This window comes from Mucilaginibacter ginkgonis, assembly GCF_009754905.2.
In the GTDB taxonomy this organism is placed as follows: domain Bacteria; phylum Bacteroidota; class Bacteroidia; order Sphingobacteriales; family Sphingobacteriaceae; genus Mucilaginibacter; species Mucilaginibacter ginkgonis.
This window is the reverse complement of record NZ_CP066775.1, coordinates 2,111,445-2,134,675: the sequence shown is the minus strand read 5'-3', so window position 1 is coordinate 2,134,675 and position 23,231 is coordinate 2,111,445. Positions and strand designations below refer to the sequence as shown.

The window sequence follows — 23,231 nt, the reverse complement described above, 5'->3', positions numbered from 1 at the left end:
TTGAAGCAAAGAGATGTCAACAATAAATGTTAAAAGAGTAAAAACCAGCGAGATCGAATTAAAAGATCGCCTGGTTAGCATACAACGTGTTGCCAAAGTAACCAAAGGCGGCCGTACTTTCAGCTTCTCTGCCATTGTGGTAGTAGGCGATGAGAATGGTGTAGTTGGTTACGGCCTTGGTAAAGCTAAAGAAGTAACAGAAGCTATTGCCAAAGGTGTAGATGATGCAAAAAAGAACCTCGTAAAAGTGCCTATAATTAACGGTACAGTACCTCACGAACAATACGGTAAATTCTCAGGCGGTTTCGTATTCATTAAACCTGCTTCTACCGGTACCGGTGTTATTGCAGGTGGTGCAATGCGTGCAGTATTAGAGTCTGCAGGTGTACACAACGTATTGGCAAAATCAAAAGGTTCATCAAACCCGCACAACGTGGTAAAAGCAACTGTATCTGCCCTTGCGCAACTGCGCGACGCACATACTGTAGCCAACCACCGTGGTATCAATTTAGGTAAAGTTTTTAACGGATAATCGGTCATGGCGAAAATAAAAATAACTCAGATCAAGAGCGTCATTGATAGAAATGAGCGCCAGAAAAGGACCATCGCCGCTTTAGGTTTGCGCAAAATAAACCAAAGCGTTGAGGTTGAAGCTAATGATGCCATCATTGGTATGATTAGAGCAGTTAATCATTTGGTAGCAGTAGAAAAAATTTAGTCATGAATTTAAGTAATCTTAAACCTGCAAAAGGTTCTGTAAAAGATAGCAAACGTATTGGCCGTGGTACCGGTTCTGGTAAAGGCGGTACTTCAACACGTGGCCATAAAGGTGCAGGTTCACGCTCTGGTACTTCAACCAAAGTTGGTTTTGAAGGTGGCCAGATGCCGTTACAACGCCGCGTACCTAAAGTGGGCTTTAAAAACCCTAACCGCGTAGAGTATGTATCTGTAAACCTTGATGCTTTACAGCAACTGGCAGATAAATTCTCATTAAGCGTTGTTAATTTTGACACTTTCAGAGAGCATGGTTTGGCTTCTAAAAACGACCTGGTAAAGATCCTTGGCCGTGGCGAAGTAAAAGCTAAGCTTGATGTTACAGCACATGCTTTTTCTGCAACTGCGCAGAAGGCAATTGAAGCAGCCGGTGGTTCCATCGTTAAGCTATAATTTTAAATGAAAAGATTTTTCACCACATTATCTAATATCTGGAAAATCGAAGATCTAAGAGTGCGTATCACAAACACACTCTTATTTCTTTTAATATACCGGGTAGGTTCTTTTATAGTGTTGCCCGGTGTAGACCCGTCTTCACTTAATACCCAGCGTGCCAAAGAAGGCCTTTTAGGTTTGCTTAACATGTTTGCAGGCGGTTCGTTTTCACGGGCGTCTATTTTTGCGTTAGGTGTTATGCCTTACATCTCTGCATCTATCGTAGTGCAGCTTTTGGGTATAGCGGTACCTTACTTTACCAAGTTGCAGAAAGAGGGCGAGAGTGGCCGTAACAAGTTAAACCAGTGGACCCGCTACCTGACAATCGCTATTACAGCGGCTCAGGCTTTGGGTTATGTACGTACGCAGATCACTCCTAACGCTATCAGTCCTGTTTTAGGCTCAACCTTATTTAACATTACATCTGTATTTGTATTAACCGCAGGTACGCTGTTTGTAATGTGGTTAGGCGAAAAGATCACTGATAAAGGTATCGGTAACGGTATATCATTGATCATCATGGTGGGTATCATTGCCCAGCTACCAACTGCATTAGTGTCTGAGTTTGAAGGCCGCGTAACCGGTGGTAACAGCGGTGGTTTATTGCTGTTCATTGTAGAGATAGTTGCCCTTATAGCTGTAGTGATGTTTACCATTCTTGTGGTACAAGGCACACGTAAGATCGCTGTTCAATATGCAAAACGTATCGTAGGTAACAAACAATATGGTGGTGTACGTCAATATATCCCTTTAAAGGTAAATGCTGCCGGTGTAATGCCTATCATCTTCGCGCAGGCGCTGATGTTTATCCCAACCACTATTGGTTCGTTCTTCCCTAAAATGGCTTCGAACGCAACAATGATCTTGTTGTCAAACTATACATCATGGTTACACAACCTGGTGTTTGGTTTGTTGATCATCGTATTTACATACTTCTACACTGCTATTACGGTTAACCCTAAGCAAATGTCAGATGATATGAAAAAGAACGGTGGCTTTGTTCCGGGTGTTAAACCTGGTGAAGCAACCATCAGTTTCATTGACGATGTGATCTCTAAGATAACTTTACCTGGTTCGATATTTCTGGCTATCATTGCTATCATCCCTGCGTTTGCTAACGTAGCTGGTGTTAACCCTGCATTTGCAAGGTTCTTTGGTGGTACATCATTGATCATTTTGGTAGGTGTTGTTTTAGATACCTTGCAGCAGATAGAAAGCCACTTGTTGATGCGCCATTACGACGGATTGATGAAGACCGGCAGGATCAAAGGTCGCACCGCGATCCCGACTGCTGCAGGCACTACGCCACCGACTATTTAATTGCATGGCGAAGATCCATTTTAAATCGGCCGATGAAATTGAGCTGATCAGGAAGAGCGCACAACTTGTTTCTAAAACCCTGGCCGAGGTGGCAAAGGTGATAGGGCCGGGCGTAAAAACTGCATCGCTTAACAAAATGGCAGAAGAGTTTATACGAGATAATGGCGGGGTTCCCGCCTTTCTCAATTATCACGGTTTCCCTTATTCGCTGTGTATATCACCTAATGATCAGGTGGTGCATGGTTTCCCTAACGAAAAGGAACTGCAGGACGGCGATATCATATCTATTGACTGTGGTGTTATCCTTAATAAATTCTACGGCGACTCGGCTTACACTTTCGCCATTGGCGAGGTAAGCGAAGAAACCCAAAAGCTTCTGCGAGTAACACAAGAGTGTTTGCGATTAGGCATTGAAAAGGCGGTTACCGGTATGCGTGTAGGTGATATAGGTTTTGCCGTGCAGGACCATGCCGAGCGTTGTGGTTTTGGGGTGGTCAAAGAATTGGTAGGCCACGGCGTTGGACTGCAATTGCATGAAAAGCCCGAAGTGCCTAACTATGGTAAACGCGGATCGGGCGTGAAACTGGAAGAAGGAATGGTGATCGCTATTGAACCGATGATCAACGCCGGTAGGGCAGGGGTTAAGTTTTGGAACGATGGCTGGACGGTATCTACTACAGATGGCAAACCTTCCGCACATTTTGAGCATACTGTAGCAGTAAAAAAAGGCCGTGCCGACGTCCTGTCTACCTTTTCATACATCGAAGATGCTTTGGCCGCTAAGGCCTTATAATTAATGCAAATAATTTAGATTATTTACATGAAAATTTTTAACTTTGCGCTCCGCTTTAGTGGGCAGATAAACAAGTAACTATCAGTAAAATATGGCGAAACAATCATCGATTGAGCAAGACGGTACAATAAAAGAAGCATTGTCTAACGCAATGTTTAGAGTTGAACTGGAAAACGGCCATGAGATAATTGCACACATATCGGGAAAAATGCGTATGCACTACATTAAAATTTTACCGGGCGACCGTGTAAAATTAGAGATGAGCCCATATGATTTAACAAAGGGGAGAATAACCTACAGATATAAATAATAAACAGAGATGAAAGTTAGAGCATCCATTAAAAAACGTAGCGCTGATTGCAAAATCATTCGTCGTAACGGCAAGCTTTACGTTATTAACAAAAAGAACCCTAAGTTCAAACAACGTCAGGGATAATTAAAAATGATATGTGATCGTACAACGGTGGACCAGCCGTTCGGTTGCATTTAAACACATTACAAATATGGCAAGGATATCGGGTATTGATTTACCAAGAAACAAAAGAGGCGAAATTGGCCTAACCTACATTTACGGCATTGGCCGTTCTACTGCTCAATCTATCTTAGACCAGGCTGGTATTGATCGTAACACTAAAGTACAAGACTGGACAGATGACCAGTTAACTGCTATACGTACCATCATTAATGACGATATTAAAGTTGAGGGTGCTCTACGCTCAGAAGTTCAGCTTAATATCAAACGTTTAATGGATATCGGTTGCTACCGTGGTACACGTCACCGTAAAGGTTTACCATTACGTGGTCAGCGCACTAAAAACAACTCACGTACCCGTAAAGGTAAACGTAAGACAGTTGCTAACAAGAAAAAAGCTACTAAGTAATAAATAACAGATGTTAGATGTGAGACATGAGATCTCTCACAGCGTTTACATCTAACGGATTTAAAAATAGGATCAAAAGTTTTTGAAATGAGAAGTATCTCACATCTCAAATCCCTGATCTAAAACCTTAAAAAGAAAATGGCTAAAGCTAAAAAAGTAACCAAAAAGCGCATTGTAGTTGTAGAACCTGTTGGCCAGGCACACATCAATGCAACATTTAACAACATCATTATCACTTTGACTAATTCTACCGGTCAGGCTATCTCTTGGTCTTCTGCTGGTAAAATGGGTTTCAAAGGTTCTAAAAAGAACACGCCTTATGCTGCCGGCCAGGCTGCATCAGATTGTGGTAAAGTTGCTTATGACCTGGGCTTGCGTAAGGTAGAAGTATTTGTTAAAGGCCCCGGTGCCGGTCGCGAATCTGCTATCCGTACTTTGCAAACTACAGGTATTGAGGTTACTATTATAAAAGACATCACACCGCTTCCACACAATGGTTGCCGTCCGTCTAAACGCAGAAGAGTTTAATTAATCAAATTTTAAAGCTAAGATTCGGCAGCTGCGGGCTGCTCGATACTTTAAAAACACAACAATGGCTAGATACACAGGACCAAAATCCAAAATTGCACGCCGTTTCCGCGAGCCCATCTTCGGCCCGGACAAAGTGCTCGAAAGAAAGAACTACCCACCGGGTATGCACGGCGTTTCTAAACGTCGTGGCAAACAGTCAGAATATGCTGTTCAGTTAATGGAGAAGCAAAAAGTTAAATACACTTACGGTGTATTGGAGCGCTACTTCGAAAACTTGTTCCATAAAGCATCTTCTAAAGAAGGTATTACCGGTACAAACTTGCTTCAATTATTAGAAGCCCGTTTAGACAACGCGGTTTACCGTTTGGGCATCGCTCCAACACGTTCTGCAGCACGCCAGCTGGTAGGCCACAAACACATTACCGTTAACGGCGAAGTAGTGAACATTGCGTCTTACACTTTACGCCCGGGTGATGTTATCGCGGTACGCGAAAAATCAAAATCTCTTGAAGCTATCAGTAACTCTGTTGCAGGCCGTAAGATCAATAAATACAGCTGGTTTGAGTGGGATTCTGCCAACCTTAGCGGTAAGCTTTTAAACTACCCTAACCGTGATGAGATTCCTGAGAACATTAAGGAAAACTTAATCATCGAGTTGTACTCTAAATAATAGAATAGATTTGAGATGTGAGATATTAGATTTGAGAGAGGTAGCCAAGGTTATCTCATGTCTCAAATCTCAAGTCTCACATCTATCATTAACAATAAATTAAAAGGATATAAATGGCAATTTTAGCATTCCAAAAACCAGACAAGGTTATTATGCAAAAGTCAACCGACTTTGACGGTACGTTTGAATTTCGTCCGTTAGAGCCGGGTTTCGGTATTACCATTGGTAATGCTTTACGTCGTATTCTGCTTTCATCATTAGAGGGTTATGCCATTACATCTGTACGTTTATCAGGTGTATCGCACGAGTTCTCGACCATTAAAGGTGTTGTTGAGGATGTTACCGAAATTATCCTTAACCTTAAACAGGTACGTTTCAAAAAAACCGGTACCTCTGGCGACTCTGAGAAGATCTTTGTGATCATCAACGGTCAGGATAGCTTTAAAGCCGGTGATATCACCAAGTTTTCTAACAACTTCACTGTTCTTAACCCGGAGTTGGTTATCGCGAACATGGACTCATCTGTAACTTTAGAAGTAGAGCTAACAGTGAATAAGGGCCGTGGTTATGTAGCCAGCGAAGAAAACAAGAACCCTGATGCTTTGGTAGGTGTTATCGCGATAGATTCTATCTACACGCCGATCAAAAACGTAAAATACACTATCGAGAATTATCGTGTTGAGCAAAAGACTGACTACGAGAAATTGGTTCTTGATATCGTAACAGACGGTTCTGTACATCCTGAACATGCTTTGAAAGAAGCTGCTAAGATTTTGATACAGCACTTTATGTTATTCTCTGACGAGAACATGATGCTTGAAGCACAAGCTAAAGAAGAAACTAAAGAAGTTGACGAGGAAATCTTACATATGCGTAAGATCCTTAAAACTGAGCTAGTTGATCTTGACCTTTCTGTACGTGCTTTGAATTGCTTGAAAGCTGCAGACATCCGCAGCCTGGCAGATCTTGTTTCTTATGATGTTGCTGACATGTTAAAATTCAGGAACTTTGGTAAGAAATCTCTTACAGAGATACAAGACCTGGTTAAATCAAAAGGCTTATCTTTTGGTATGAACCTGGCAAAGTTTAAACTTGACGAAGAATAACCTTCGCAAACTATAATAATAAGCGAGGGCATAATTCCGCGGGCTTGACTTAAAAGCCGCCCAACGGTATGCACGTGCACAAATTAACAAACAATGAGACACGGAAAAAAACACAATCACTTAGGCCGTACCGACAGTCACCGCAAGGCAATGTTGGCTAACATGGCTTCATCGCTTATCGAGCACAAGCGTATCACTACTACTTTAGCTAAAGCAAAGGCTTTACGCGTTTACGTTGAGCCGATCTTGACTAAGGCTAAAAGCGATAACACACACTCACGCCGTACTGTATTCTCTTACTTGCAGAACAAAGACGCGGTTACAGAATTGTTCCGCGATGTAGCGGTTAAAATTGCTGACCGTCCGGGTGGCTATACACGTATCATCAAAATGGAAAACCGTTTAGGTGACAACGCTGAAATGGCATTGATCGAGTTAGTAGATTACAACACTGTATACGGTGCTACAACTGCTGCTCCTGCTAAGAAAGCAACCCGTCGTCGTGGTGGTTCTGGTAAGGGCGCTGCTGTTGCAGGTGCTACTACTGCTGAAGTTACTCCTGCTGATGATGCAGCTGTTGTTGACGAAAACCCTGTTGCTGAAACAGCGGTTGAAGAAACACCTTCTACTGAAACACCAAAAGCTGAAGGTAATACTACCGAAGCTGTTGCTACCGAAGAAACTCCTGCTGAACCATCTGCAGAAGAAGCTGCAAGCAACGAAGACCAGGCAGAAAAAGGAGAATAATTTTTGCTTAAAAAATAGAAAAGCCCCGATCAATTTGATCGGGGCTTTTCTATTTTTGGCGCTATTCCATAGGCAGTTCCGCGTGTGCGATGAACTCATTCTCGCGGTGCACCTGATAACCAAGTTGGATAAGCTTATCGACCGACTCATCGGGGTGTAACATTAGTTCGACGACCATCTTTGGATAGATCAGCGCTGTCTCAGGCGTCATCGCGTTGATTATTTCATACTCTGCACCCTCGCAATCAACCTTTAAGAAATCCGCGCGAGTGATACCTGTAAGATCTTGAATTTCATTTATGCTGACCAAGTCGACGTTCGCTACCTGCGCATGGTGAGGGACCACCTCCTCGTAAATACTATGCGCGCCGGGGTTTATACCATGGATGTATAACTTCTCTGATCTGGTGTTAGCGGCAACACCTTTTTTATAACAGGTTACACCATTAAACTGGCTGGTATTTTGCAGCAGGTGTTCAAAATTCTCTTCAAAGGGCTCAAAGCAATAGATAGTGGCATCGGGGTATAGCTGTTTCATCCTGATGGCGAACATGCCGCTGTTGGCACCGATATCAACAATAACGGGTTTGGCTCCTAACTTTGTTGTGTCATAACAGCCATCTATGAATATCTCGTGAAAGATAAACAGGTCCATAAACTTATTTATCTGAACAAAGTTGCCGTCCTTAAGCCGCAATTTCAACGGCTTCTTATGCAAATTTGGGATAAACTTTAGTGCAAGGGCTTTCCAGAAATTGCTGCTGCGTTTTAGCTCACGCTTAAATAAAGCGTGATTTTTAGATTTAAGGACATACCAACTCCATTGTACACGAAAAGGGACCATTTGCTTAGATAATTTATCCAAATATAACCATCTGGTCTACTCTATTTAGATGTAAACTAACAACTTAGCCATTTAAACTATTTCTGCAATATCTGCTGGTATAACTCGTAGTAGTCATCTACCATCTTTTCTTGCGAAAATTGAGATGATGCCCATTCGCGGCAGAGGGAGCGACTAATCGATGGTAATTGCTTTACGGCTTCCACTGCTTGATCAACTGTTTCTACTAAAAAACCGGTTTCTGTATTTTTAATGAGCTCAGACATCGAGCCTCTATTAAAGGCGATCACAGGTGTACCGCACAGCATAGATTCGGCGATGCTCATTCCAAATGGTTCATCGAAACTAATAGGATGCAGCAGGGCCGCTGCGTTACCTAATAATTCGTTACGCTGGGCAGGGCCGGCCTGGCCAACATAGATGATCTGCTCATTATCTACATAAGGTTCTACCTCGCGTTTGTAATAACCTTCATCCTGTATGATGCCGGCTATAATCAGTTTTCTGTTAGCTGTCCTGGCAATTTGTATTGCCTCGGATGTTCCTTTATGTGGGTGGATGCGGCTAAAGCAAAGCAAATAGTCGTCAGGTTTTTCTACAAAATCAAACTCTGCTGTGTTTAGGCCATTGTAAACTGTAGCAAGATATTTCAGTTCCGGGCTACGGTCAGAATTGCTTATAGATACGTAGTAGCCACGATCATTATATTTCTTATATACCGGGACAATCCGCTCGGAAGAGAAGCCGTGAATTGTTGTAATAACAGGCGTTTTGATCAACCCCGAATAGGTGAGGGGCAAAAAATCGAAATTGTTATGGATGAGATCGAACTCGCCGGCACGTTCCATCAGGTTGCTGATGTGCAAGCATTCCAAAACTTTGGCATCCTGCGAACGATCTTCTTCATAGCCTGTCGCGCATATCGAGGATAACTTTCCGGCAGTAACGGAGTCGCCCGTGGCGAAAAGTGTCACATCGACTCCTTTTGCCACCATCCCCTCGGAGATATTGGACGCAACCTGTTCCCACGGGCCATAGTGACGCGGCGGTGTACGCCAGGCAACCGGCGATAGTATAGCAACCTTCATTTAGCAGATCTGTATACTTTGACCGTATTTTTTGTATTCATACTCCAGCTCAAATGCTTTAAGCACGGTGAGATGGGAGATAAGATAGGCCAACGTACTTTCTGCCCCTTGGTTGCGGTTAATGCCGGATGGCTGAAGGCCGTCGCAACCACCCTTAGTTTCGTAATCGTAAAGTGGCGCGCGCAACGAGTTTTCGCCAAGGAACCATTTGTAACTTAAGAACATTTTTTCGATATACTCAGGCTCGCGGAAAATCTCGTATGCCTGGAAATGCATCAGCACCATGGCCATAGTCTCAATTGCTTGCTGATCGTAAATAGGCATCTTTCCGCCCTTGTGGAACCATCCGTCGTTGCCAACGGGGTTTAGATAACCGTTAGACAGCGTATGTTTATCAAGGAACGCCATAGTATTCATGGCAACGCGTTTTACATTTTCATTGCCTGTAATTTCGTATGAGTGCAGCAACGCCAACGGAAGTATGCCGTTATCGTAGGTCATCTTTTCTTCGAACCATTGCCAATCCTCTGTTTGGTGCTTCTCATAGCCATCGATCAAAGGCTGTGTCATACGTGCCATTTGTGCCATCATGCCTTCGTCAGTTGGATAAACCTTCAGGTATAAGCAAATACCGATGATCGTATTGGCCATGCCCCGTAAGTGCACCAGCGTTTCGAAATGCGGATAGGAGCGGTGGAACAGTTCCATCGCGAATTCACGATATGAGTTGTTAGATGCGCAACTGATGAGATGACCTAATGCCCATATCGTACGGCCGAACGAATCTTCTGTACCTACTTCATCCAAGTAGCGGCGATCGAAGCTGAGGAAATTACGGAAGTTACCGTCCTCGCGCTGCATGTAGTGGATATAGCTTAGGTATATTGGCAGCAGGTCTAAGGCTTCCTGGCTTTTATTACGCTGGTAAGCCATAAGCGCCATGATCAACGCTCGACTGTTATCATCAAGGCAGTAACCTTCTTTTAAATTCGGAATGCCATATTTAGCGTGTTGAACTATACCGGTGTCGTCTGTTAAACGTCTTACATGTGCCAGGCTGAATTTTGGTAATATCTCCGGATCGACAATACTATTCTTAAGTATCTTGTCGCTAAAATCATGATTAATTAAAGCATCTTGTGCTGTGGCTATATACTCACCGCCAATTTTTGGCCAGCGAAGATTAAGGCCATATTGATAAGCGTTTTGTTTTAGTTTTTGAAGCTTATCTTCATTATCAAGCAGATCGTTTACGTTCGCTGCCAAACCATCGGGGTCTTTAAAGTCGAACAAGCGGCCGCGGTTTTCTGCTAATAGTTCTGTAGCATGCCAATAAGGTGTAGATACAACCGCGGCACCGGCGCCAACTGCATAAGATAACGTACCGCTGGTGATCTGCGCCTCGTTATGGTACGGTGTTACGTACAAGGTAGCTGCGGTTAGATAATTGATAAGTTCTTCTTCGGTTACAAATTTATTGATGAATGCAAGATTGTCTGACACGCCCAATTTAGCTGCCAGGCTTTTTAAACTGTCGCGGTATTCCTCGCCCGAATGTTTCACCACACCCGGGTGTGTGTTACCCAATATCACATACATCGCATCCGGATGTTTTTCTACAATTTTTGGTAAAGCTTTTACCACTACCTCTAAACCTTTATTACGGCTGATTAGACCAAAAGTTAACAGCACCTTTTTGTTTTTAAAAGCAGCCAGGCTTTTAACCGGATTGGGTTCAGGTTCTTCCAGATCAGGTACACCATGCTCTATCAACTGTATTTTTTCGCGAGGGATGTCATAAACGGTAGTCAAAAATTCTACAGCTCTTTTGCTCATAACCACCACTTTGGCCGATTGCTCTGCAATTTCGCGGATGATTACGCGCTGCACATAGTTTGGCTCTTTTAAGATGGTGTGCAAGATAGAGATCAATGGCTTTTCTAACCTGTTAAGCAGAGGCAAAATATAGATGCCGCTTTCACCGCCGTAAATACCAAACTCATGCTCCAGTATTACTGCATTTACGTCACTGGTATTGATATAATTTGCCGCGCGGATATAATCTTTTTGATGGTTCTGTCGGATTACATATTTAACCTCTTCGGGGTATTCGTACTGGTTAGTATCGTCAGAATCATTTAACGCTACAACAAAGCCGTTTTGCAAACGTGTAGTCCTTTCAGGGAAGTTTGCACTGATGGCCTGCATCAGGTTGTTGTTAAAGGTAGCGATACCGCACTCGCGCGGCAGGTAGGTTGAGATATAAGCTATTTTCATGTGGTAGTGTAAAGTTTGGGAAGCAGCGTTTAGGCACTTACTTCCGGGCATTTTAAAGGGCGGGCAAATTGTTGCGCTGTGCTGATTTTAAAACGCTTTTCGCATGTAGAAACTGGTTAAGGTGCTAAAATGTTTTGCAAAGCACCCTAAAACTGAAGAATTACTAAAATGATAACAGACTTGTGACACAGATTAGCCGGTGTGCTAAACGCACACAGCTATAGCATCATCGATAACTCCGCAAGCCTGAATGATCTCGTCTGTTGTGATAATAAGTGGAGGAGCGATACGCATAGCGTCATCGCAATGCAGGAACCAATCGGTTACTACGCCATTCGCTATGCAATGGTTTATTATCTTTTTATTGAGTGCGAAATCTTTAAATCCCACAGCGAGCATCAGCCCTTTGCCGCGTATTTCTGTAATGGCAGGGTGTTGGAGCGACGACTTTAACAGCCGGCCTTTTTCATCAACGCCTTTTACCAGATCTTGCTCCAGCAAAACCTTTAAAGCAGCTAAACCGGCAGCGCAGCTAACGGGGTGGCCGCCAAACGTAGTAATATGGCCAAGCATGGGGTTATCTTTTAAAGCACCCATAATCTTTGCCGACGAGATAAAGGCGCCAAGGGGCATACCGCCGCCCAAGGCCTTGCCTAACAGTAAAATATCAGGCACAATATCAAAATGCTCAAAGGCGAACATTTTCCCGGTTCGGCCAAAGGCGGTTTGGATCTCATCAAGTATGAGCAGGGCACCTGTTTCATTGCACCGCTCACGCAATGCCAGCATGTAGTCAGGATCCGGTGTACGAATACCGGCCTCGCCTTGTATAGTTTCTAAAATAACACACGCGGTGTCGACTGTGATCGCGTTTAATTGATCGGTTCGGTTTAGTTCTATGAAGTCAACATCAGGCAGTAAAGGGCCGTAACCACGTTTAAACTCGTCGCTGCCCATAATGCTCAGCGCGCCGTGGGTGCTGCCATGATAAGAATTTTTAAACGCTATTATGCCGCTACGGCCTGTATGCCGCTTAGCTAATTTGAGTGCACCTTCTGCAGCTTCTGCCCCAGAGTTGACGAAATAGACGGAATTAAGTGTCGACGGCAGCAGGCTGACCAACTTTTCTGCAAACAAAACCTGCGGCGACTGCACATATTCGCCGTAGACCATCAGGTGCATGTATTTACTTACCTGTTCAGTTACCGCGGCAACCACCTCGTCATTACAGTGGCCAATGTTGCTCACGCCGATGCCGGATATCAGATCTATATACGGCTTGCCGTTGGCATCATACATATACACACCTTTGGCTCGCTCAAACTCGAGAAGAAGAGGGAAGTCTGTGGTTTGCGCGTTATTGGCTAAGAAAAGCTGTCGAAGTGTAAGCATGGTTCCAGCATGCAAATTAACGCAACTGCAGCTTAATATCCGGTAAAATTAATTGTCGGGTTGCCCGCGTTCCTGTAACTGTTTGAAAAGCTCGCCCCTGAATTCGCGCTCGCTCTGGTAAAGGCTAACAACCTTATCTGCCGGAAGTACTTTTAAAAACAGGTCTTTATAATGCGACCGGACGGCAACTAATTGCTGATCGTAGTACATGTCCTGGTTTACCCTGTCTATACTACTTTGCTGCATATTGGCGTTATTTTGCCTGCGCAAAGCCTGAATGCTTGCAAGTTCGTTCTGATACTGGTTATATAAAGGCCAAAAGCGATCGGCTTCTTCAGGCGTTAAATTAAGACGCTTGTTAATGTAGTTGTTTCTTATCGCGTTCAGCTTTTTGATACCCGGGCGGCTTTCTGCTATCTGAGGCCTGTTAAAGCGCCTGTCGACACTATATGGCGAGTTATAACGAAATGGCATACCCATGCCACGCTGCGCCCTGGCGTTGTAGCCGGTGCTGATCAGCAATGTAAAACACAGGTATTTTAAAACACTTTTCATTTCTTAAAGAACCCGTTAATTGCTGCTTAAATAATCTTTCATATCGTCTGTACTCACATTGCTTAAGTCAGACTGGCTGTTCTCGTCGATTTTACCGTTAGCATCATTAGCATCTACACGCATTTCAAGGTAACCTTTAATATCCGCGTTAGGCACTTCGGACAATGCCTTATGCAGGTACGTTTTATCGTGCAATGCTCTTGGCGAATTTTGCTGACTGATTATGATACCCGCGCCCACTATCAATGCAAAACATGCCGCACTTGCATATTTGAAAGCAGCAGTAGAAACCAGTTTACGTATTACGCCACGACGCTGTATAGCCTCTAAACCGGCAGTTTGGTTTAAGATCTCGCGGTTAAGCGTTTCAAAATATCCTTCGGGAACAGTAAACGGTGCCCGGGCAGCTTCTTCAACAGCAATACGGCTGGTGATCTGCTCATGCATGTCTGTAAAATAATTATCCGGAACGGTAAACGAATGATCTTTGCCTAATACTTCTTCTATCTTAACCCTGCTTAAAATATTGCTTTGTAAATCTTCGAAGTAGTTACCCGGTACGCTAAACGCTTGTGTATCTGATTGTATAGTGCTTAAAATATTTACTGACGATAATATCTGCTCTTCACTGGCGTTAAAAAAACCATCGGGCACAACAAAGGGGTTGCCTTTCGCAACACCATCAAGTGCGGGATAGTCTTTAAGCCATTCCTTATTCTCTGTATCGTTATTCATATCTAAGTGTAGATACTTTTAATAGCCAAAGGTTTAAATTGAATTGCAAAATTAGTCGTTAGAAGTTAAAAAAGTTTCGATTTTTTTAACCGCCAGGTGGAAAGATGCCTTCAATGCACCGACACTTGTCCCAAGCACGTCAGATATTTCTTCGTACTTCATGTCATCATAGTATTTCATGTTAAATACCAGCCTTTGTTTATCTGGCAGGGTTAACAATGCTTCCTGTAATTTGCGTTGCGCTTTATCCCCGTCAAAGTATGCAGACTCGGCCAAAGTATCTGCCAGGTCGTAAGAAACCTCATCCAATGGAACGTTATTTTTCTGCTTCTTCTTATTCAGAAAGGTAATGCACTCGTTGGTGGCAATGCGGTACATCCAGGTGTATAATTGCGCGTCGGCCCTAAAGCCCGGCAGGTTCTTCCAAACCTTTATAAAAACATCCTGGGTAATATCATCAGCATCGTCATGGTCAATTACCATACGGCGTACGTGCCAATAGATCTTTTGCTGGTATTTTTTTAGCAACAGGGTAAAAGCCTCATTGCGGGTGCGTTCTTCCCGGAACTTGCTTAATATTTCTTCATCTTCTACCTGTGCAGACATTCAGTATTATTATTTAACGAAGGATAACCCTTAAAACAGAAATTTTGTTTTTAACCTACCAGGTCTAACACCTGCTGCGAAGCCGCTTTGGTATCAACCTTGGTGATAATGTGTTTGATAATGCCGTCGCCGTCAATAATAAATGTCGAGCGGTTGACACCCATGTAAGTTTTGCCATACATGCTCTTTTCGCCCCAAACGCCATAAGCTTCAACAATCTCGTGGCCGGTATCAGCTATCAAGGTAAAAGGCAGGCTGTATTTGGTCTCAAATTTTTTGTGCGATTTTTCATCATCCACGCTAACACCTATCACCTCATAGCCCTGGCTTAACAACGATTGATAATTATCCCTAAAGTCGCAGGCCTCTGCCGTGCAACCAGGGGTATCATCTTTTGGGTAAAAATATAGGATCACTGTTTTGCCTTCAAAATCACTCAATGAAACGGCATTGCCGTTTTGGTCCTTAGCTGTAAACCCAGGGGCTTTGTCGCCTTGTTGTAGTGTTGCCATTATCTGTAGAATGTAGCGTTGTACTGCGCCGTGTTGTCTTTATTGTCTGTCACGGTAAGCTCTAAGCTGTGCTTGCCCGATGACAGCGTACCATCAAATGTATGATTTAACAACTTGGTTTTGAAATCCCATTCAAATAGTACCCACTCGCCGTCTATTTTAGCCAGGTAAGATTTAATTCCGGAAAGGTTATCGCCAATTCGAAAGGTCATTTTCGACTTGCCGGCCATGCTGCCACCATTCACTAAATTAACCGGACGAATGGTTGGGGGGATGGTATCAACTCTGATATAGAATTCCCCGAAATCACGCGGAGCGGATTTGATATAGCCATCTTCATATACTCCACCCACTGATCCCCTGTATGTATTGTAGATGACCGCTTTGTTTACAAGGTTGCCTAAAGTGCTGTCGGGTTTTATCCAAACGTTAATGCTGTCGTGAATGGGTGTTAAGTGGTTATGAATTTTATATACGGCCGAATATGCACCGGGGCGCTTTGGCAGCTCGGTAAAAGTCATGTCCAGGTTATCGTAAAGGTTGTAGGGATTGATGGTGAGTTTTAGTTTATCGCGGGTGAATACCGTGGTTTGGTTGTAATTGACGCGCGTGGTACCTGCACCTGGTGGCATCTCAGCTTTAACAAGCCCTCTTTTAATTTTTAGATTGACCATGGACGTATTGCCGGCAACATCCTTTACCACGTACTGCAGGTCGTGCACTTCATCGTCCGTCAGTTTGATGAGGCCACGATTCACGGATTGCGGATAGACTGTAATGCGGCTGCCCGGAAGTATGAAACATTTTTGTATCCATCGGCCCGAGGATAAAAATAGGGGATAGTCTATGTAGGCGTTTATGGCATGTGTTTGATCGAATGCGAAGCGCTCGGCCATGAAAGTATAGATTGACTTGCCGTCTAGCAATAATTGAATGGAAAATGCACCGTTACGGTTAGCAGAGGCACTGTTCATGTCGTTTACGGCAATGCCCATAGCGGCCTCTTCGCCAATTTCCAAAACAGATGGATGAACCGGATGATAATTGCCGCCCGCGCCAGTCACCTGGAAAATTGCTTTCTCTGTTTTTTCACTAAAAGGAGCACCATTAAGATGGTAGACCGCAACAGACATGATGGTGGGCGGTACCCTGTCTGGAATGGTTAAGCCAAACAATTGCGGATTAATGGTCTGCTCTGTTTCGCTATCACGCAATTCAAAATGCAGATGCGGCCCGGCAGAGCCACCGGTATTACCAGACCATGCTACAATTTGCCCTTTGTAAACCGGAAACTGCAAGGGGTTGGGGCTAAAATCTACCACGTCTTTTTGCTGGCGCTTTTGTTCTGCACGTAACGCCTGCAATATTTCCGGGCTGAAGCGTTGCAAATGCCCGTACACAGATGTAAAACCGTTTGGATGGGTGATATATAAAGCGTTTCCAAAGCCGCCAAACTGCACCCGTATGCGAGACACATACCCGTCATAAGCAGCATGAACAGGGTAGCCCTCGCGTTGATTGGTACGGAAATCAAGACCTGAATGAAAATGGTTTGACCTTAACTCGGCAAAACCGCCGGCAGTGCTCGGCGGCAGATCAAGCGGATATCGAAAAATATTTTGCGGGTATTGCCTGGCCGGTGCAGGCCCCGGTTGAGCAAATGCTGAAAAACTTAAGATCGAAAATGCCAGTGCTGCTAAGAATAACCTCTTAAACGCCATCACTTGATATGGAAGTCTAATAATTTTTCATTTTCCAGATAGCCCTCCAGATGGTCGCCTATTTTAACCTGAGATACACCTTCGGGGGTTCCGGTAAATATGAGGTCGCCTTTTTTTAAGGTTACATATTTTGAAACAAAGGCGATAATCTTTTCGAACGAAAACAGCAGGTCTTGCGTGTTGCCTTTTTGCCTGGGCTCTCCATTAATATCTAAATGGAAATTCATATTGTAAAGATCTGCAAATTGCGATTTAGGTAAAAAGTTGCTTACCGGCGCAGAATTATCAAAAGCCTTGGCCAGTTCCCATGGCAGGCCTTTTTCTTTGTGCTTGCTTTGAATGTCTCGGGCTGTAAAATCAATTCCCAACCCAATTTCATCGTAATAGGCAGATGCAAACTGCTCTTCTATGTGTTTGCCTTCTTTGCACACTTTCAAAACGATCTCGATCTCGTGGTGCACATCCTGCGAAAACTCAGGCAAATAAAATGGCTTATTGTCTTTAAGCAAGGCTGTGTCCGGTTTCATAAATATAACCGGGACAGTCGGAACGGGATTGTTTAATTCTTTGGCGTGTTCGGCATAATTACGGCCAATGGCGATGATCTTCATAGTGGTTTTGTAATACTGCCAAAACTAACACTATATGCACCAAGAAGTTTAGTGCAACATCATTTTTGCAAAACGTAACGCTTAGAGGACAGATATGCGCCTGATGACAGACTCGGCGCCTGCATTGACGCGTACAAAGTAGAAGCCGCTGGTTAACTGCTTGTTAAGGTTGTAGGTAAATTTTTGTTCGCCTGGATCGAGGCGTTGCTGCAACAACGTAAGTACGCTGTTGCCTAATACATCCATTACAGAAATAGTCACCATCGTATTTTTGGTGATGGTATATTTAAGATTGATCTGATCTGTAACCGGATTGGGGAATATCTGTACGTTGTTAAGCACTTTTTCATCCGCGGCAGATTTTGCAGCAGCGGCTTTTACAGATGGCGTAAATGCTTTAAAGGTTGGGAAAGAAACGTGAAACCCGTTTTTTAGGTATGAGCCTTTTCCTGAGGATTTGCTTCGGAGGCGAATGCTGGTGGTATCGGGGCGTGTTTGGCTCGCTTGGGCAGGGGCAATAATTGCACTAACCGTTAACGCGGTTAAGATACACCCACAATACCAAAACGTAAAAATTTTCCCCATAGATTGGTTTATGCTACAAACCTATGAATAAACAACCTTATTGTTGTAAATACAATATGAATTTGCAATTAGTTTTAACAAAATTTAACAAATACCTTTAAGACGTGTATACGCAGGCAATCGTTTAATAGTTTAAAAAATAATCGTTTATTAATCAAACATTAATATTTTTGCAGCGTTTTTTTCTGAATAGTGGGCCATCACAAAGACTTGAACCGGCTAACAGCTGCCGGTGTATTAATCAGCCTCGGTATCATCTACGGTGATATAGGTACTTCCCCTTTATACGTTTTTAAAGCGATCATCGGCACAGGTCCGGGCATCGAGACCCGAACAATTTCAGAAACACTCGTTTTAGGTGGCGTGTCGCTTATATTCTGGACGCTTACTTTTCAAACCACATTAAAATATGTTATCATCACCCTAAGGGCCGATAACAAAGGCGAGGGTGGCATATTCTCTCTATTTTCGTTAGTGCGCAGGCGAGCCAAGTGGCTCATCGTTCCCGCTGTAATAGGTGGTTGTGCTTTATTGGCCGATGGTATCATCACCCCACCTATTACCATATCATCCGCTATTGAGGGTCTCAAAAGCTATTATCCCGAGCTGCATACTGTCCGCATAGTAATTATCATCATAGCCGCGCTGTTCTTTATACAGCAGTTTGGTACATCACTGGTGGGTAAAGCCTTTGGGCCAATAATGTTCCTATGGTTTGGTATGATGGGTGTTTTGGGGATCATCAATATTGCTGATGCACCTTATGTATTTAAAGCGCTGAATCCATACTACGCAGTTCACTTGCTTACATCGAGTTCAAGCCATGTAGCGTTTATTATCCTCGGCGCAGTGTTCCTGTGTACTACCGGGGCTGAAGCATTGTACTCGGACCTTGGCCATTGCGGGCGCGATAATATCCGGGTAAGCTGGGGCTTTGTTAAAACCTGTTTGATACTGAACTATTTGGGCCAGGCTGCATGGTTATTAAAGTTTCAGGGCCAAAGGGTGGATATGAACCTGCATAACCCGTTCTTCGCCATCATGCCAACGTGGTTTCTTATTTATGGTATCAGCATAGCTACGATCGCGGCTATCATTGCCAGCCAGGCATTAATTTCAGGTTCTTTTACACTGATAGCAGAAGCCGTAAGGCTGAATTTGTGGCCCAAAGTAAAGATCAATTATCCGTCTGAGCAAAAAGGCCAGTTATATGTACCAAGCGTTAACTGGCTGCTTTGCGCCGGTTGTATTGGCGTGGTGTTGTTATTCCAGGAGTCGTCAAAGATGGAAGCTGCATATGGCTTAAGTATTACCATCGCTATGCTGATGACCACCATCCTTGTTTCAAGGTTCTTAAAACGCAAGAAAGTCCCTTCATATATCATAAACGCGTTCCTGGTGGTGTATATCCTTATCGAGGGAACTTTCCTTTCGGGTAACATGGTGAAATTTGTCAGCGGCGGCTGGTTCACCCTATCTGTCGGTTTACTATTGTTTGGTGTAATGTGGAGCTGGCATGTTGCCCGTAAGATCCGTAACCGGTACATCAAGTTCATCGAGATTGAAGATTACTTCACCATATTAAAAGAGCTAAGCGACGATACAAGTGTAGCTAAGTATGCTTCACAGTTAGTTTATTTAACCAGTGCCAACTTCAATTCAGAAATTGAGTCGAAGATCATTTATTCGATTCTGCAGAAACAGCCCAAGCGAGCAGATATCTATTGGCTGGTGCACGTAGATGTAATGGACGAGCCTTATACCCGCGAGTACGAAGTGGACTTTTTAGTACCTAATAAGGTTATCCGCATCGATTTTAAGCTCGGTTTTAGGGTAGAGCAGCAGATCAATCAACTGTTTAGAAAAGTGGTTGAAGAACTGGTAAAAAAAGGCGAGGTTGACATTACTAGTAAATACGAGTCTTTAAACAAACACAAAATTGTTGGCGACTTCCGTTTTGTGGTGATTGAAAAGGTAATCTCAAGATCGGGCTTCTTATCGTTCTACGAGAAAGTGGTTATGGCTATCTACGGTCAATTAAGAAAGATCAGTTTATCAGAAGAACGCAATTTTGGCCTCGATCTGAGTTTCGTGACGGTTGAAAAAGTGCCTTTAGTACTTTCAGATCAGCAACCTGTAGAGATCCATAGGGTAAATAACTAATCCAATTCTTTTAATAAATCCTCAATGTTTAGCCTCCGCGTAAACATGGTTAAGTTGCCATGCTCATCCGTTGGCCATTGATCTTTGGGGCGGTCCCAATATAATTCAACGCCATTACCATCCGGGTCATTGAGGTACAAAGCTTCAGATACGCCGTGGTCAGATGCGCCGGTGAAAGGGTACCCGGCGTCGGCCAGCCTCTTAAATATGGCAGCCAGATCTTTGCGCCCGGGATATAAAATAGCCGTGTGATATAAGCCGGGATATTGCTCAGGCGCGGGCGGAGAATTTTTGCTGTGCCATGTATTCAAGCCAATGTGGTGGTGATAACCACCGGCAGAAATAAAAGCTGCAGAATCGCCATACATGAGCTGAAGTTCAAAACCAAGTAATCCGCAATAGAAATCTATTGAACGCTGCAAATCGGCAACCTTTAGGTGCACATGTCCAATACGCGTTTGAGCAGGAATTTTATACTTAGCCATCGCTTAAATGTTTAAACATATAAAAATAGATTTTTTATTTTTGTACACCATTGCCTGCGTGTTAAATCTGTACAAAGGCATCGATAATTACAAAAAGTATAACTTTGCAGCATGATCGTAAAGTCGGCAGAATTTATATGCAGTAATACGCAGGTTTCAAAACTGCCGCCGCCAACTAAGCCCGAATATGCTTTCATAGGCCGCTCTAATGTGGGTAAGTCATCGTTGATCAACATGCTGACGGCTAAAAAGGGCTTGGCTAAAACATCGCAAACACCGGGTAAAACGCAACTCATCAATCACTTTTTAATAAATGACGATTGGTTCCTGGTTGATTTGCCCGGTTACGGTTATGCACGCATATCTAAAAGCAAAAAGGAAGACTGGAATAAGTTTATCCGTTTTTATCTCGACAAACGGGAGAGTTTGCAATGTGTTTTGGTATTGATAGACAGCCGCTTAGAACCACAGAAAATCGACTTAGAATTTTGCAATTGGTTAGGCGAAAAAGGCCTGCCGTTCGTTATTGTATTTACCAAGGCCGATAAGCAATCAAGTGTAAAAACAGATCAGAACGTTGCCCAGTTTAAAAAGGCACTTACCAAAACCTTCGATGAAATGCCGCAGTACTTTATCACGTCGTCTGAAAATAAACTCGGCCGCGACGAGGTGTTGGGTTTCATAGACGAGGTTAACAGCAGGTTTGAAGGAATTGATGCGAATAATCAAAACTTTCCGTTTAACGAAGACTAACTTACAAACACACCCCTAATTTCTTTCTCAAGATGGGAGATATGGCTGTCGAAATTCGTCCCCTCTTAGAGGGGGAGTGTCGGGCCGTGCGTTGTCAGGAGTGTGTATATTAGGCCGTGTGATATTATTTATTTAAGAAGAATTATACCATACAATTCTAAATTAAACCTTTAGCTAAGCGTCTGCAGAACAACATTACAGCATGAGGGTAAAGACTATGAAAGCATTTAAAGAAAAAGCTTAGGATACCAAACTTACAAACACACCCCTAACCCCTCTCAAGAGGGGAAGTAAGCAATTGAGATTTATCCCCTCTTGAGAGGGGGTGTACGAGGCAGTGCGTTGGCAGGGGTGTGTTATTTAAAGCGATAGTTGAAATTGAGAAAAATCATTCCATACGATCATCGTCTCAAAGTGCTCGCCAGAAAACTTAGGAATGATAGCACGCCGGGAGAGATCTTACTGTGGAAACATTTAAGCGGAAAGCAATTATGGATTTGATTTTCACAGGCAAAAGCCATTATTAGATTACATTGTCGATTTTTATTGTAATGAATTAGATTTGGTAATCGAATTGGATGGTCGCTATCATGGTTCTGAAGAAAAATATAATGAGGATAATTTGCGTGATGCGCTTCTGCGAGAACATAATCTAATCATCATGAGATTTGACGAGTCAGAGGTTCGAGATGATATAGACAATGTTATAAGAACTATTGAAACTTACATTTTAGGACATCAATCTTATAAACATACCCCTAACCCCTCTCATGAAGGGAACTTAACTTATACATGAAAAAATACTTCTCTTTAGTGACATTTTCGCATACCATATTTGCCATGCCGTTTGCCTTTATTGGCTTCTTTCTGGCGGTAACAACAACCAATGCTATATTTTCATGGCAGAAGTTGCTGCTGATGGTACTGTGTATGGTGTTTGCTCGTAATTCGGCAATGGCATTTAACCGTTTTCTGGATAGGGACATTGATGCTAAAAACCCGCGTACCAAAGTGCGTGATATACCGTCGGGAAGAATAAGTCCGCGGGCGGCTTTGACATTTACCATCGTTAATTGCCTGTTCTTTTTAATAACTACCTGGTATATTAATCCGCTGTGTCTTTACCTGGCCCCTGTGGCGCTTCTGGTAGTATTAGGTTACAGTGCCACCAAACGGTTTACCTTTCTTTGTCATTTGGTTTTAGGATTAGGTTTGTCTTTGGCACCTATAGGGGCCTACCTGGTGGTGACCGGGAAATTTGACCTGCCACCACTATTCTTCTCGCTTGCTGTGCTTTGCTGGGTAAGCGGCTTTGATGTGATCTACGCTTTACAGGATGAAGACTTTGACCGTGGGGAAAACCTGCATTCCATCCCCGCAAAAATGGGTAAAGTGAATGCGCTGCGGTTATCGTCGTTCTTGCATGTGCTATCTGCCATATTCATTATTTTGCCTGTACTGGTAATTCAGGTGGGGCCGGCGTATTATGTTGGGATCGTGGTGTTTTGTAGTATGCTCGTCTATCAGCATAGCCTTGTTAAGCCGAATGATCTTAGTAGGGTAAACTTCGCCTTCATGACCACTAACGGTATTGCAAGCGTTGTTTTCGCGGTACTTTTTTTAGCAGACAGGCTTTGGGTGCGGTAG

Annotated in this window: 28 protein-coding genes; 16 read left to right on the top strand and 12 right to left on the bottom strand. The window is 43.4% G+C overall.

Annotated features, from left to right (window positions below):
- Positions 1 to 13 precede the first annotated feature (13 nt).
- From rpsE to rplQ, 12 genes are all read left to right on the top strand, one after another.
- Positions 14 to 532: a 30S ribosomal protein S5 gene (gene rpsE / locus GO620_RS09975; protein ID WP_157526228.1), complete on the top strand. Its 519-nt coding sequence runs from the start codon at positions 14 to 16 to the stop codon at positions 530 to 532.
- Positions 533 to 538: 6 nt separating this feature from the next.
- Complete coding sequence (rpmD, locus tag GO620_RS09970; protein ID WP_157526227.1) at positions 539 to 718, top strand: 50S ribosomal protein L30; 180 nt, start codon at positions 539 to 541, stop codon at positions 716 to 718.
- Positions 719 to 720: 2 nt separating this feature from the next.
- On the top strand, positions 721 to 1,167 hold the full coding sequence (rplO, locus tag GO620_RS09965; RefSeq protein ID WP_157526226.1) for a 50S ribosomal protein L15: 447 nt from the start codon (positions 721 to 723) through the stop codon (positions 1,165 to 1,167).
- 6 nt (positions 1,168 to 1,173) lie between these two features.
- On the top strand, positions 1,174 to 2,529 hold the full coding sequence (gene secY, locus GO620_RS09960) for a preprotein translocase subunit SecY (RefSeq protein WP_157526225.1): 1,356 nt from the start codon (positions 1,174 to 1,176) through the stop codon (positions 2,527 to 2,529).
- Positions 2,530 to 2,533: 4 nt separating this feature from the next.
- A complete protein-coding gene (gene map / locus GO620_RS09955) occupies positions 2,534 to 3,322 on the top strand; it encodes a type I methionyl aminopeptidase (protein WP_157526224.1) in 789 nt (262 codons plus the stop codon).
- Between the two features lie 91 nt (positions 3,323 to 3,413).
- Positions 3,414 to 3,632, top strand: a complete 219-nt coding sequence (gene infA, locus GO620_RS09950) for a translation initiation factor IF-1 (protein WP_074487406.1) — start codon at positions 3,414 to 3,416, stop codon at positions 3,630 to 3,632.
- A 9-nt stretch (positions 3,633 to 3,641) separates the two neighbouring features.
- On the top strand, positions 3,642 to 3,758 hold the full coding sequence (gene ykgO, locus GO620_RS09945) for a type B 50S ribosomal protein L36 (protein WP_022833269.1): 117 nt from the start codon (positions 3,642 to 3,644) through the stop codon (positions 3,756 to 3,758).
- 67 nt (positions 3,759 to 3,825) lie between these two features.
- Entirely contained in the window at positions 3,826 to 4,203 is a 378-nt protein-coding gene (gene rpsM / locus GO620_RS09940) for a 30S ribosomal protein S13 (protein WP_157526286.1), read from the top strand.
- Positions 4,204 to 4,341: 138 nt separating this feature from the next.
- Positions 4,342 to 4,731: a 30S ribosomal protein S11 gene (rpsK, locus tag GO620_RS09935; RefSeq protein ID WP_157526223.1), complete on the top strand. Its 390-nt coding sequence runs from the start codon at positions 4,342 to 4,344 to the stop codon at positions 4,729 to 4,731.
- Positions 4,732 to 4,795: 64 nt separating this feature from the next.
- A complete protein-coding gene (gene rpsD / locus GO620_RS09930) occupies positions 4,796 to 5,404 on the top strand; it encodes a 30S ribosomal protein S4 (RefSeq protein WP_157526222.1) in 609 nt (202 codons plus the stop codon).
- Between the two features lie 113 nt (positions 5,405 to 5,517).
- Entirely contained in the window at positions 5,518 to 6,510 is a 993-nt protein-coding gene (locus tag GO620_RS09925; protein WP_157526221.1) for a DNA-directed RNA polymerase subunit alpha, read from the top strand.
- A gap of 93 nt (positions 6,511 to 6,603) precedes the next feature.
- Positions 6,604 to 7,257, top strand: coding sequence for a 50S ribosomal protein L17 (rplQ, locus tag GO620_RS09920; protein WP_157526220.1), 654 nt, complete (start codon positions 6,604 to 6,606; stop codon positions 7,255 to 7,257).
- A gap of 61 nt (positions 7,258 to 7,318) precedes the next feature.
- Here rplQ and GO620_RS09915 read toward each other — a convergent pair whose 3' ends face one another.
- From GO620_RS09915 to GO620_RS09865, 11 genes are all read right to left on the bottom strand, one after another.
- Positions 7,319 to 8,101, bottom strand: coding sequence for an FkbM family methyltransferase (locus GO620_RS09915; RefSeq protein ID WP_157526219.1), 783 nt, complete (start codon positions 8,099 to 8,101; stop codon positions 7,319 to 7,321).
- 77 nt (positions 8,102 to 8,178) lie between these two features.
- Positions 8,179 to 9,189 carry a glycosyltransferase family 4 protein gene (locus GO620_RS09910; RefSeq protein WP_157526218.1) on the bottom strand — a complete coding sequence of 337 codons (1,011 nt, stop codon included), beginning with the start codon at positions 9,187 to 9,189 and terminating at the stop codon, positions 8,179 to 8,181.
- A complete protein-coding gene (locus GO620_RS09905) occupies positions 9,190 to 11,466 on the bottom strand; it encodes a glycosyltransferase family 4 protein (RefSeq protein WP_157526217.1) in 2,277 nt (758 codons plus the stop codon).
- A gap of 204 nt (positions 11,467 to 11,670) precedes the next feature.
- Positions 11,671 to 12,858, bottom strand: coding sequence for an aspartate aminotransferase family protein (locus GO620_RS09900; RefSeq protein ID WP_157526216.1), 1,188 nt, complete (start codon positions 12,856 to 12,858; stop codon positions 11,671 to 11,673).
- A 48-nt stretch (positions 12,859 to 12,906) separates the two neighbouring features.
- Positions 12,907 to 13,413: a hypothetical protein gene (locus GO620_RS09895; protein ID WP_157526215.1), complete on the bottom strand. Its 507-nt coding sequence runs from the start codon at positions 13,411 to 13,413 to the stop codon at positions 12,907 to 12,909.
- Between the two features lie 15 nt (positions 13,414 to 13,428).
- Positions 13,429 to 14,148, bottom strand: a complete 720-nt coding sequence (locus GO620_RS09890; RefSeq protein WP_157526214.1) for a hypothetical protein — start codon at positions 14,146 to 14,148, stop codon at positions 13,429 to 13,431.
- Positions 14,149 to 14,199: 51 nt separating this feature from the next.
- Positions 14,200 to 14,754, bottom strand: a complete 555-nt coding sequence (locus tag GO620_RS09885) for an RNA polymerase sigma factor (protein ID WP_157526213.1) — start codon at positions 14,752 to 14,754, stop codon at positions 14,200 to 14,202.
- Positions 14,755 to 14,804: 50 nt separating this feature from the next.
- Complete coding sequence (gene bcp / locus GO620_RS09880; RefSeq protein ID WP_157526212.1) at positions 14,805 to 15,266, bottom strand: thioredoxin-dependent thiol peroxidase; 462 nt, start codon at positions 15,264 to 15,266, stop codon at positions 14,805 to 14,807.
- The gene (locus GO620_RS09875) at positions 15,266 to 16,987 is read right to left on the bottom strand and encodes a M23 family metallopeptidase (protein ID WP_157526210.1); all 1,722 of its coding nucleotides are present in this window, start codon (positions 16,985 to 16,987) and stop codon (positions 15,266 to 15,268) included. Before GO620_RS09875 ends, bcp begins: the two co-directional genes overlap by 1 nt.
- Positions 16,987 to 17,598 carry a fumarylacetoacetate hydrolase family protein gene (locus tag GO620_RS09870; protein ID WP_157526208.1) on the bottom strand — a complete coding sequence of 204 codons (612 nt, stop codon included), beginning with the start codon at positions 17,596 to 17,598 and terminating at the stop codon, positions 16,987 to 16,989. The genes GO620_RS09875 and GO620_RS09870 overlap by 1 nt, the downstream gene beginning before the upstream one ends.
- Before the next feature lie 81 nt (positions 17,599 to 17,679).
- Positions 17,680 to 18,183 (bottom strand): T9SS type A sorting domain-containing protein, encoded by a 504-nt coding sequence (locus tag GO620_RS09865; protein WP_157526206.1) that lies wholly within the window; start codon positions 18,181 to 18,183, stop codon positions 17,680 to 17,682.
- Positions 18,184 to 18,375: 192 nt separating this feature from the next.
- Here GO620_RS09865 and GO620_RS09860 point away from each other — a divergent pair, with 192 nt between their 5' ends.
- A complete protein-coding gene (locus GO620_RS09860; RefSeq protein ID WP_200229824.1) occupies positions 18,376 to 20,346 on the top strand; it encodes a KUP/HAK/KT family potassium transporter in 1,971 nt (656 codons plus the stop codon).
- Here the strand turns inward: GO620_RS09860 and GO620_RS09855 are convergent.
- Positions 20,343 to 20,831 (bottom strand): VOC family protein, encoded by a 489-nt coding sequence (locus GO620_RS09855; RefSeq protein ID WP_157526204.1) that lies wholly within the window; start codon positions 20,829 to 20,831, stop codon positions 20,343 to 20,345. The two genes, GO620_RS09860 and GO620_RS09855, sit on opposite strands and share 4 nt — an antisense overlap.
- A 111-nt stretch (positions 20,832 to 20,942) precedes the next feature.
- On the opposite strand from GO620_RS09855, the gene yihA reads away from it, so the two are divergent.
- From yihA to GO620_RS09840, 3 genes are all read left to right on the top strand, one after another.
- Complete coding sequence (gene yihA / locus GO620_RS09850) at positions 20,943 to 21,584, top strand: ribosome biogenesis GTP-binding protein YihA/YsxC (RefSeq protein WP_157526202.1); 642 nt, start codon at positions 20,943 to 20,945, stop codon at positions 21,582 to 21,584.
- A 532-nt stretch (positions 21,585 to 22,116) separates the two neighbouring features.
- A complete protein-coding gene (locus GO620_RS17480; RefSeq protein ID WP_200231127.1) occupies positions 22,117 to 22,380 on the top strand; it encodes an endonuclease domain-containing protein in 264 nt (87 codons plus the stop codon).
- A complete protein-coding gene (locus tag GO620_RS09840) occupies positions 22,377 to 23,231 on the top strand; it encodes a UbiA-like polyprenyltransferase (protein ID WP_157526200.1) in 855 nt (284 codons plus the stop codon). Before GO620_RS17480 ends, GO620_RS09840 begins: the two co-directional genes overlap by 4 nt.

What these genes read in the sequence shown, in the direction of transcription:
- GO620_RS09925 (WP_157526221.1), top strand. Translation starts at nt 5,518, where the DNA reads ATGGCAATTTTAGCATTCCAAAAACCAGACAAGGTTATTATGCAAAAG.
- GO620_RS09895 (WP_157526215.1), bottom strand. Translation starts at nt 13,413, where the DNA reads ATGAAAAGTGTTTTAAAATACCTGTGTTTTACATTGCTGATCAGCACC.
- rplO (WP_157526226.1), top strand. Translation starts at nt 721, where the DNA reads ATGAATTTAAGTAATCTTAAACCTGCAAAAGGTTCTGTAAAAGATAGC.
- GO620_RS09885 (WP_157526213.1), bottom strand. Translation starts at nt 14,754, where the DNA reads ATGTCTGCACAGGTAGAAGATGAAGAAATATTAAGCAAGTTCCGGGAA.
- rpsD (WP_157526222.1), top strand. Translation starts at nt 4,796, where the DNA reads ATGGCTAGATACACAGGACCAAAATCCAAAATTGCACGCCGTTTCCGC.
- rpsE (WP_157526228.1), top strand. Translation starts at nt 14, where the DNA reads ATGTCAACAATAAATGTTAAAAGAGTAAAAACCAGCGAGATCGAATTA.
- GO620_RS09875 (WP_157526210.1), bottom strand. Translation starts at nt 16,987, where the DNA reads ATGGCGTTTAAGAGGTTATTCTTAGCAGCACTGGCATTTTCGATCTTA.
- rpmD (WP_157526227.1), top strand. Translation starts at nt 539, where the DNA reads ATGGCGAAAATAAAAATAACTCAGATCAAGAGCGTCATTGATAGAAAT.
- rplQ (WP_157526220.1), top strand. Translation starts at nt 6,604, where the DNA reads ATGAGACACGGAAAAAAACACAATCACTTAGGCCGTACCGACAGTCAC.
- rpsK (WP_157526223.1), top strand. Translation starts at nt 4,342, where the DNA reads ATGGCTAAAGCTAAAAAAGTAACCAAAAAGCGCATTGTAGTTGTAGAA.
- GO620_RS09910 (WP_157526218.1), bottom strand. Translation starts at nt 9,189, where the DNA reads ATGAAGGTTGCTATACTATCGCCGGTTGCCTGGCGTACACCGCCGCGT.
- GO620_RS09855 (WP_157526204.1), bottom strand. Translation starts at nt 20,831, where the DNA reads ATGGCTAAGTATAAAATTCCTGCTCAAACGCGTATTGGACATGTGCAC.
- GO620_RS09915 (WP_157526219.1), bottom strand. Translation starts at nt 8,101, where the DNA reads ATGGTCCCTTTTCGTGTACAATGGAGTTGGTATGTCCTTAAATCTAAA.
- ykgO (WP_022833269.1), top strand. Translation starts at nt 3,642, where the DNA reads ATGAAAGTTAGAGCATCCATTAAAAAACGTAGCGCTGATTGCAAAATC.
- GO620_RS09905 (WP_157526217.1), bottom strand. Translation starts at nt 11,466, where the DNA reads ATGAAAATAGCTTATATCTCAACCTACCTGCCGCGCGAGTGCGGTATC.
- GO620_RS09865 (WP_157526206.1), bottom strand. Translation starts at nt 18,183, where the DNA reads ATGGGGAAAATTTTTACGTTTTGGTATTGTGGGTGTATCTTAACCGCG.
- GO620_RS09870 (WP_157526208.1), bottom strand. Translation starts at nt 17,598, where the DNA reads ATGAAGATCATCGCCATTGGCCGTAATTATGCCGAACACGCCAAAGAA.
- bcp (WP_157526212.1), bottom strand. Translation starts at nt 15,266, where the DNA reads ATGGCAACACTACAACAAGGCGACAAAGCCCCTGGGTTTACAGCTAAG.
- GO620_RS09890 (WP_157526214.1), bottom strand. Translation starts at nt 14,148, where the DNA reads ATGAATAACGATACAGAGAATAAGGAATGGCTTAAAGACTATCCCGCA.
- map (WP_157526224.1), top strand. Translation starts at nt 2,534, where the DNA reads ATGGCGAAGATCCATTTTAAATCGGCCGATGAAATTGAGCTGATCAGG.
- infA (WP_074487406.1), top strand. Translation starts at nt 3,414, where the DNA reads ATGGCGAAACAATCATCGATTGAGCAAGACGGTACAATAAAAGAAGCA.
- GO620_RS09840 (WP_157526200.1), top strand. Translation starts at nt 22,377, where the DNA reads ATGAAAAAATACTTCTCTTTAGTGACATTTTCGCATACCATATTTGCC.
- secY (WP_157526225.1), top strand. Translation starts at nt 1,174, where the DNA reads ATGAAAAGATTTTTCACCACATTATCTAATATCTGGAAAATCGAAGAT.
- rpsM (WP_157526286.1), top strand. Translation starts at nt 3,826, where the DNA reads ATGGCAAGGATATCGGGTATTGATTTACCAAGAAACAAAAGAGGCGAA.
- yihA (WP_157526202.1), top strand. Translation starts at nt 20,943, where the DNA reads ATGATCGTAAAGTCGGCAGAATTTATATGCAGTAATACGCAGGTTTCA.
- GO620_RS09900 (WP_157526216.1), bottom strand. Translation starts at nt 12,858, where the DNA reads ATGCTTACACTTCGACAGCTTTTCTTAGCCAATAACGCGCAAACCACA.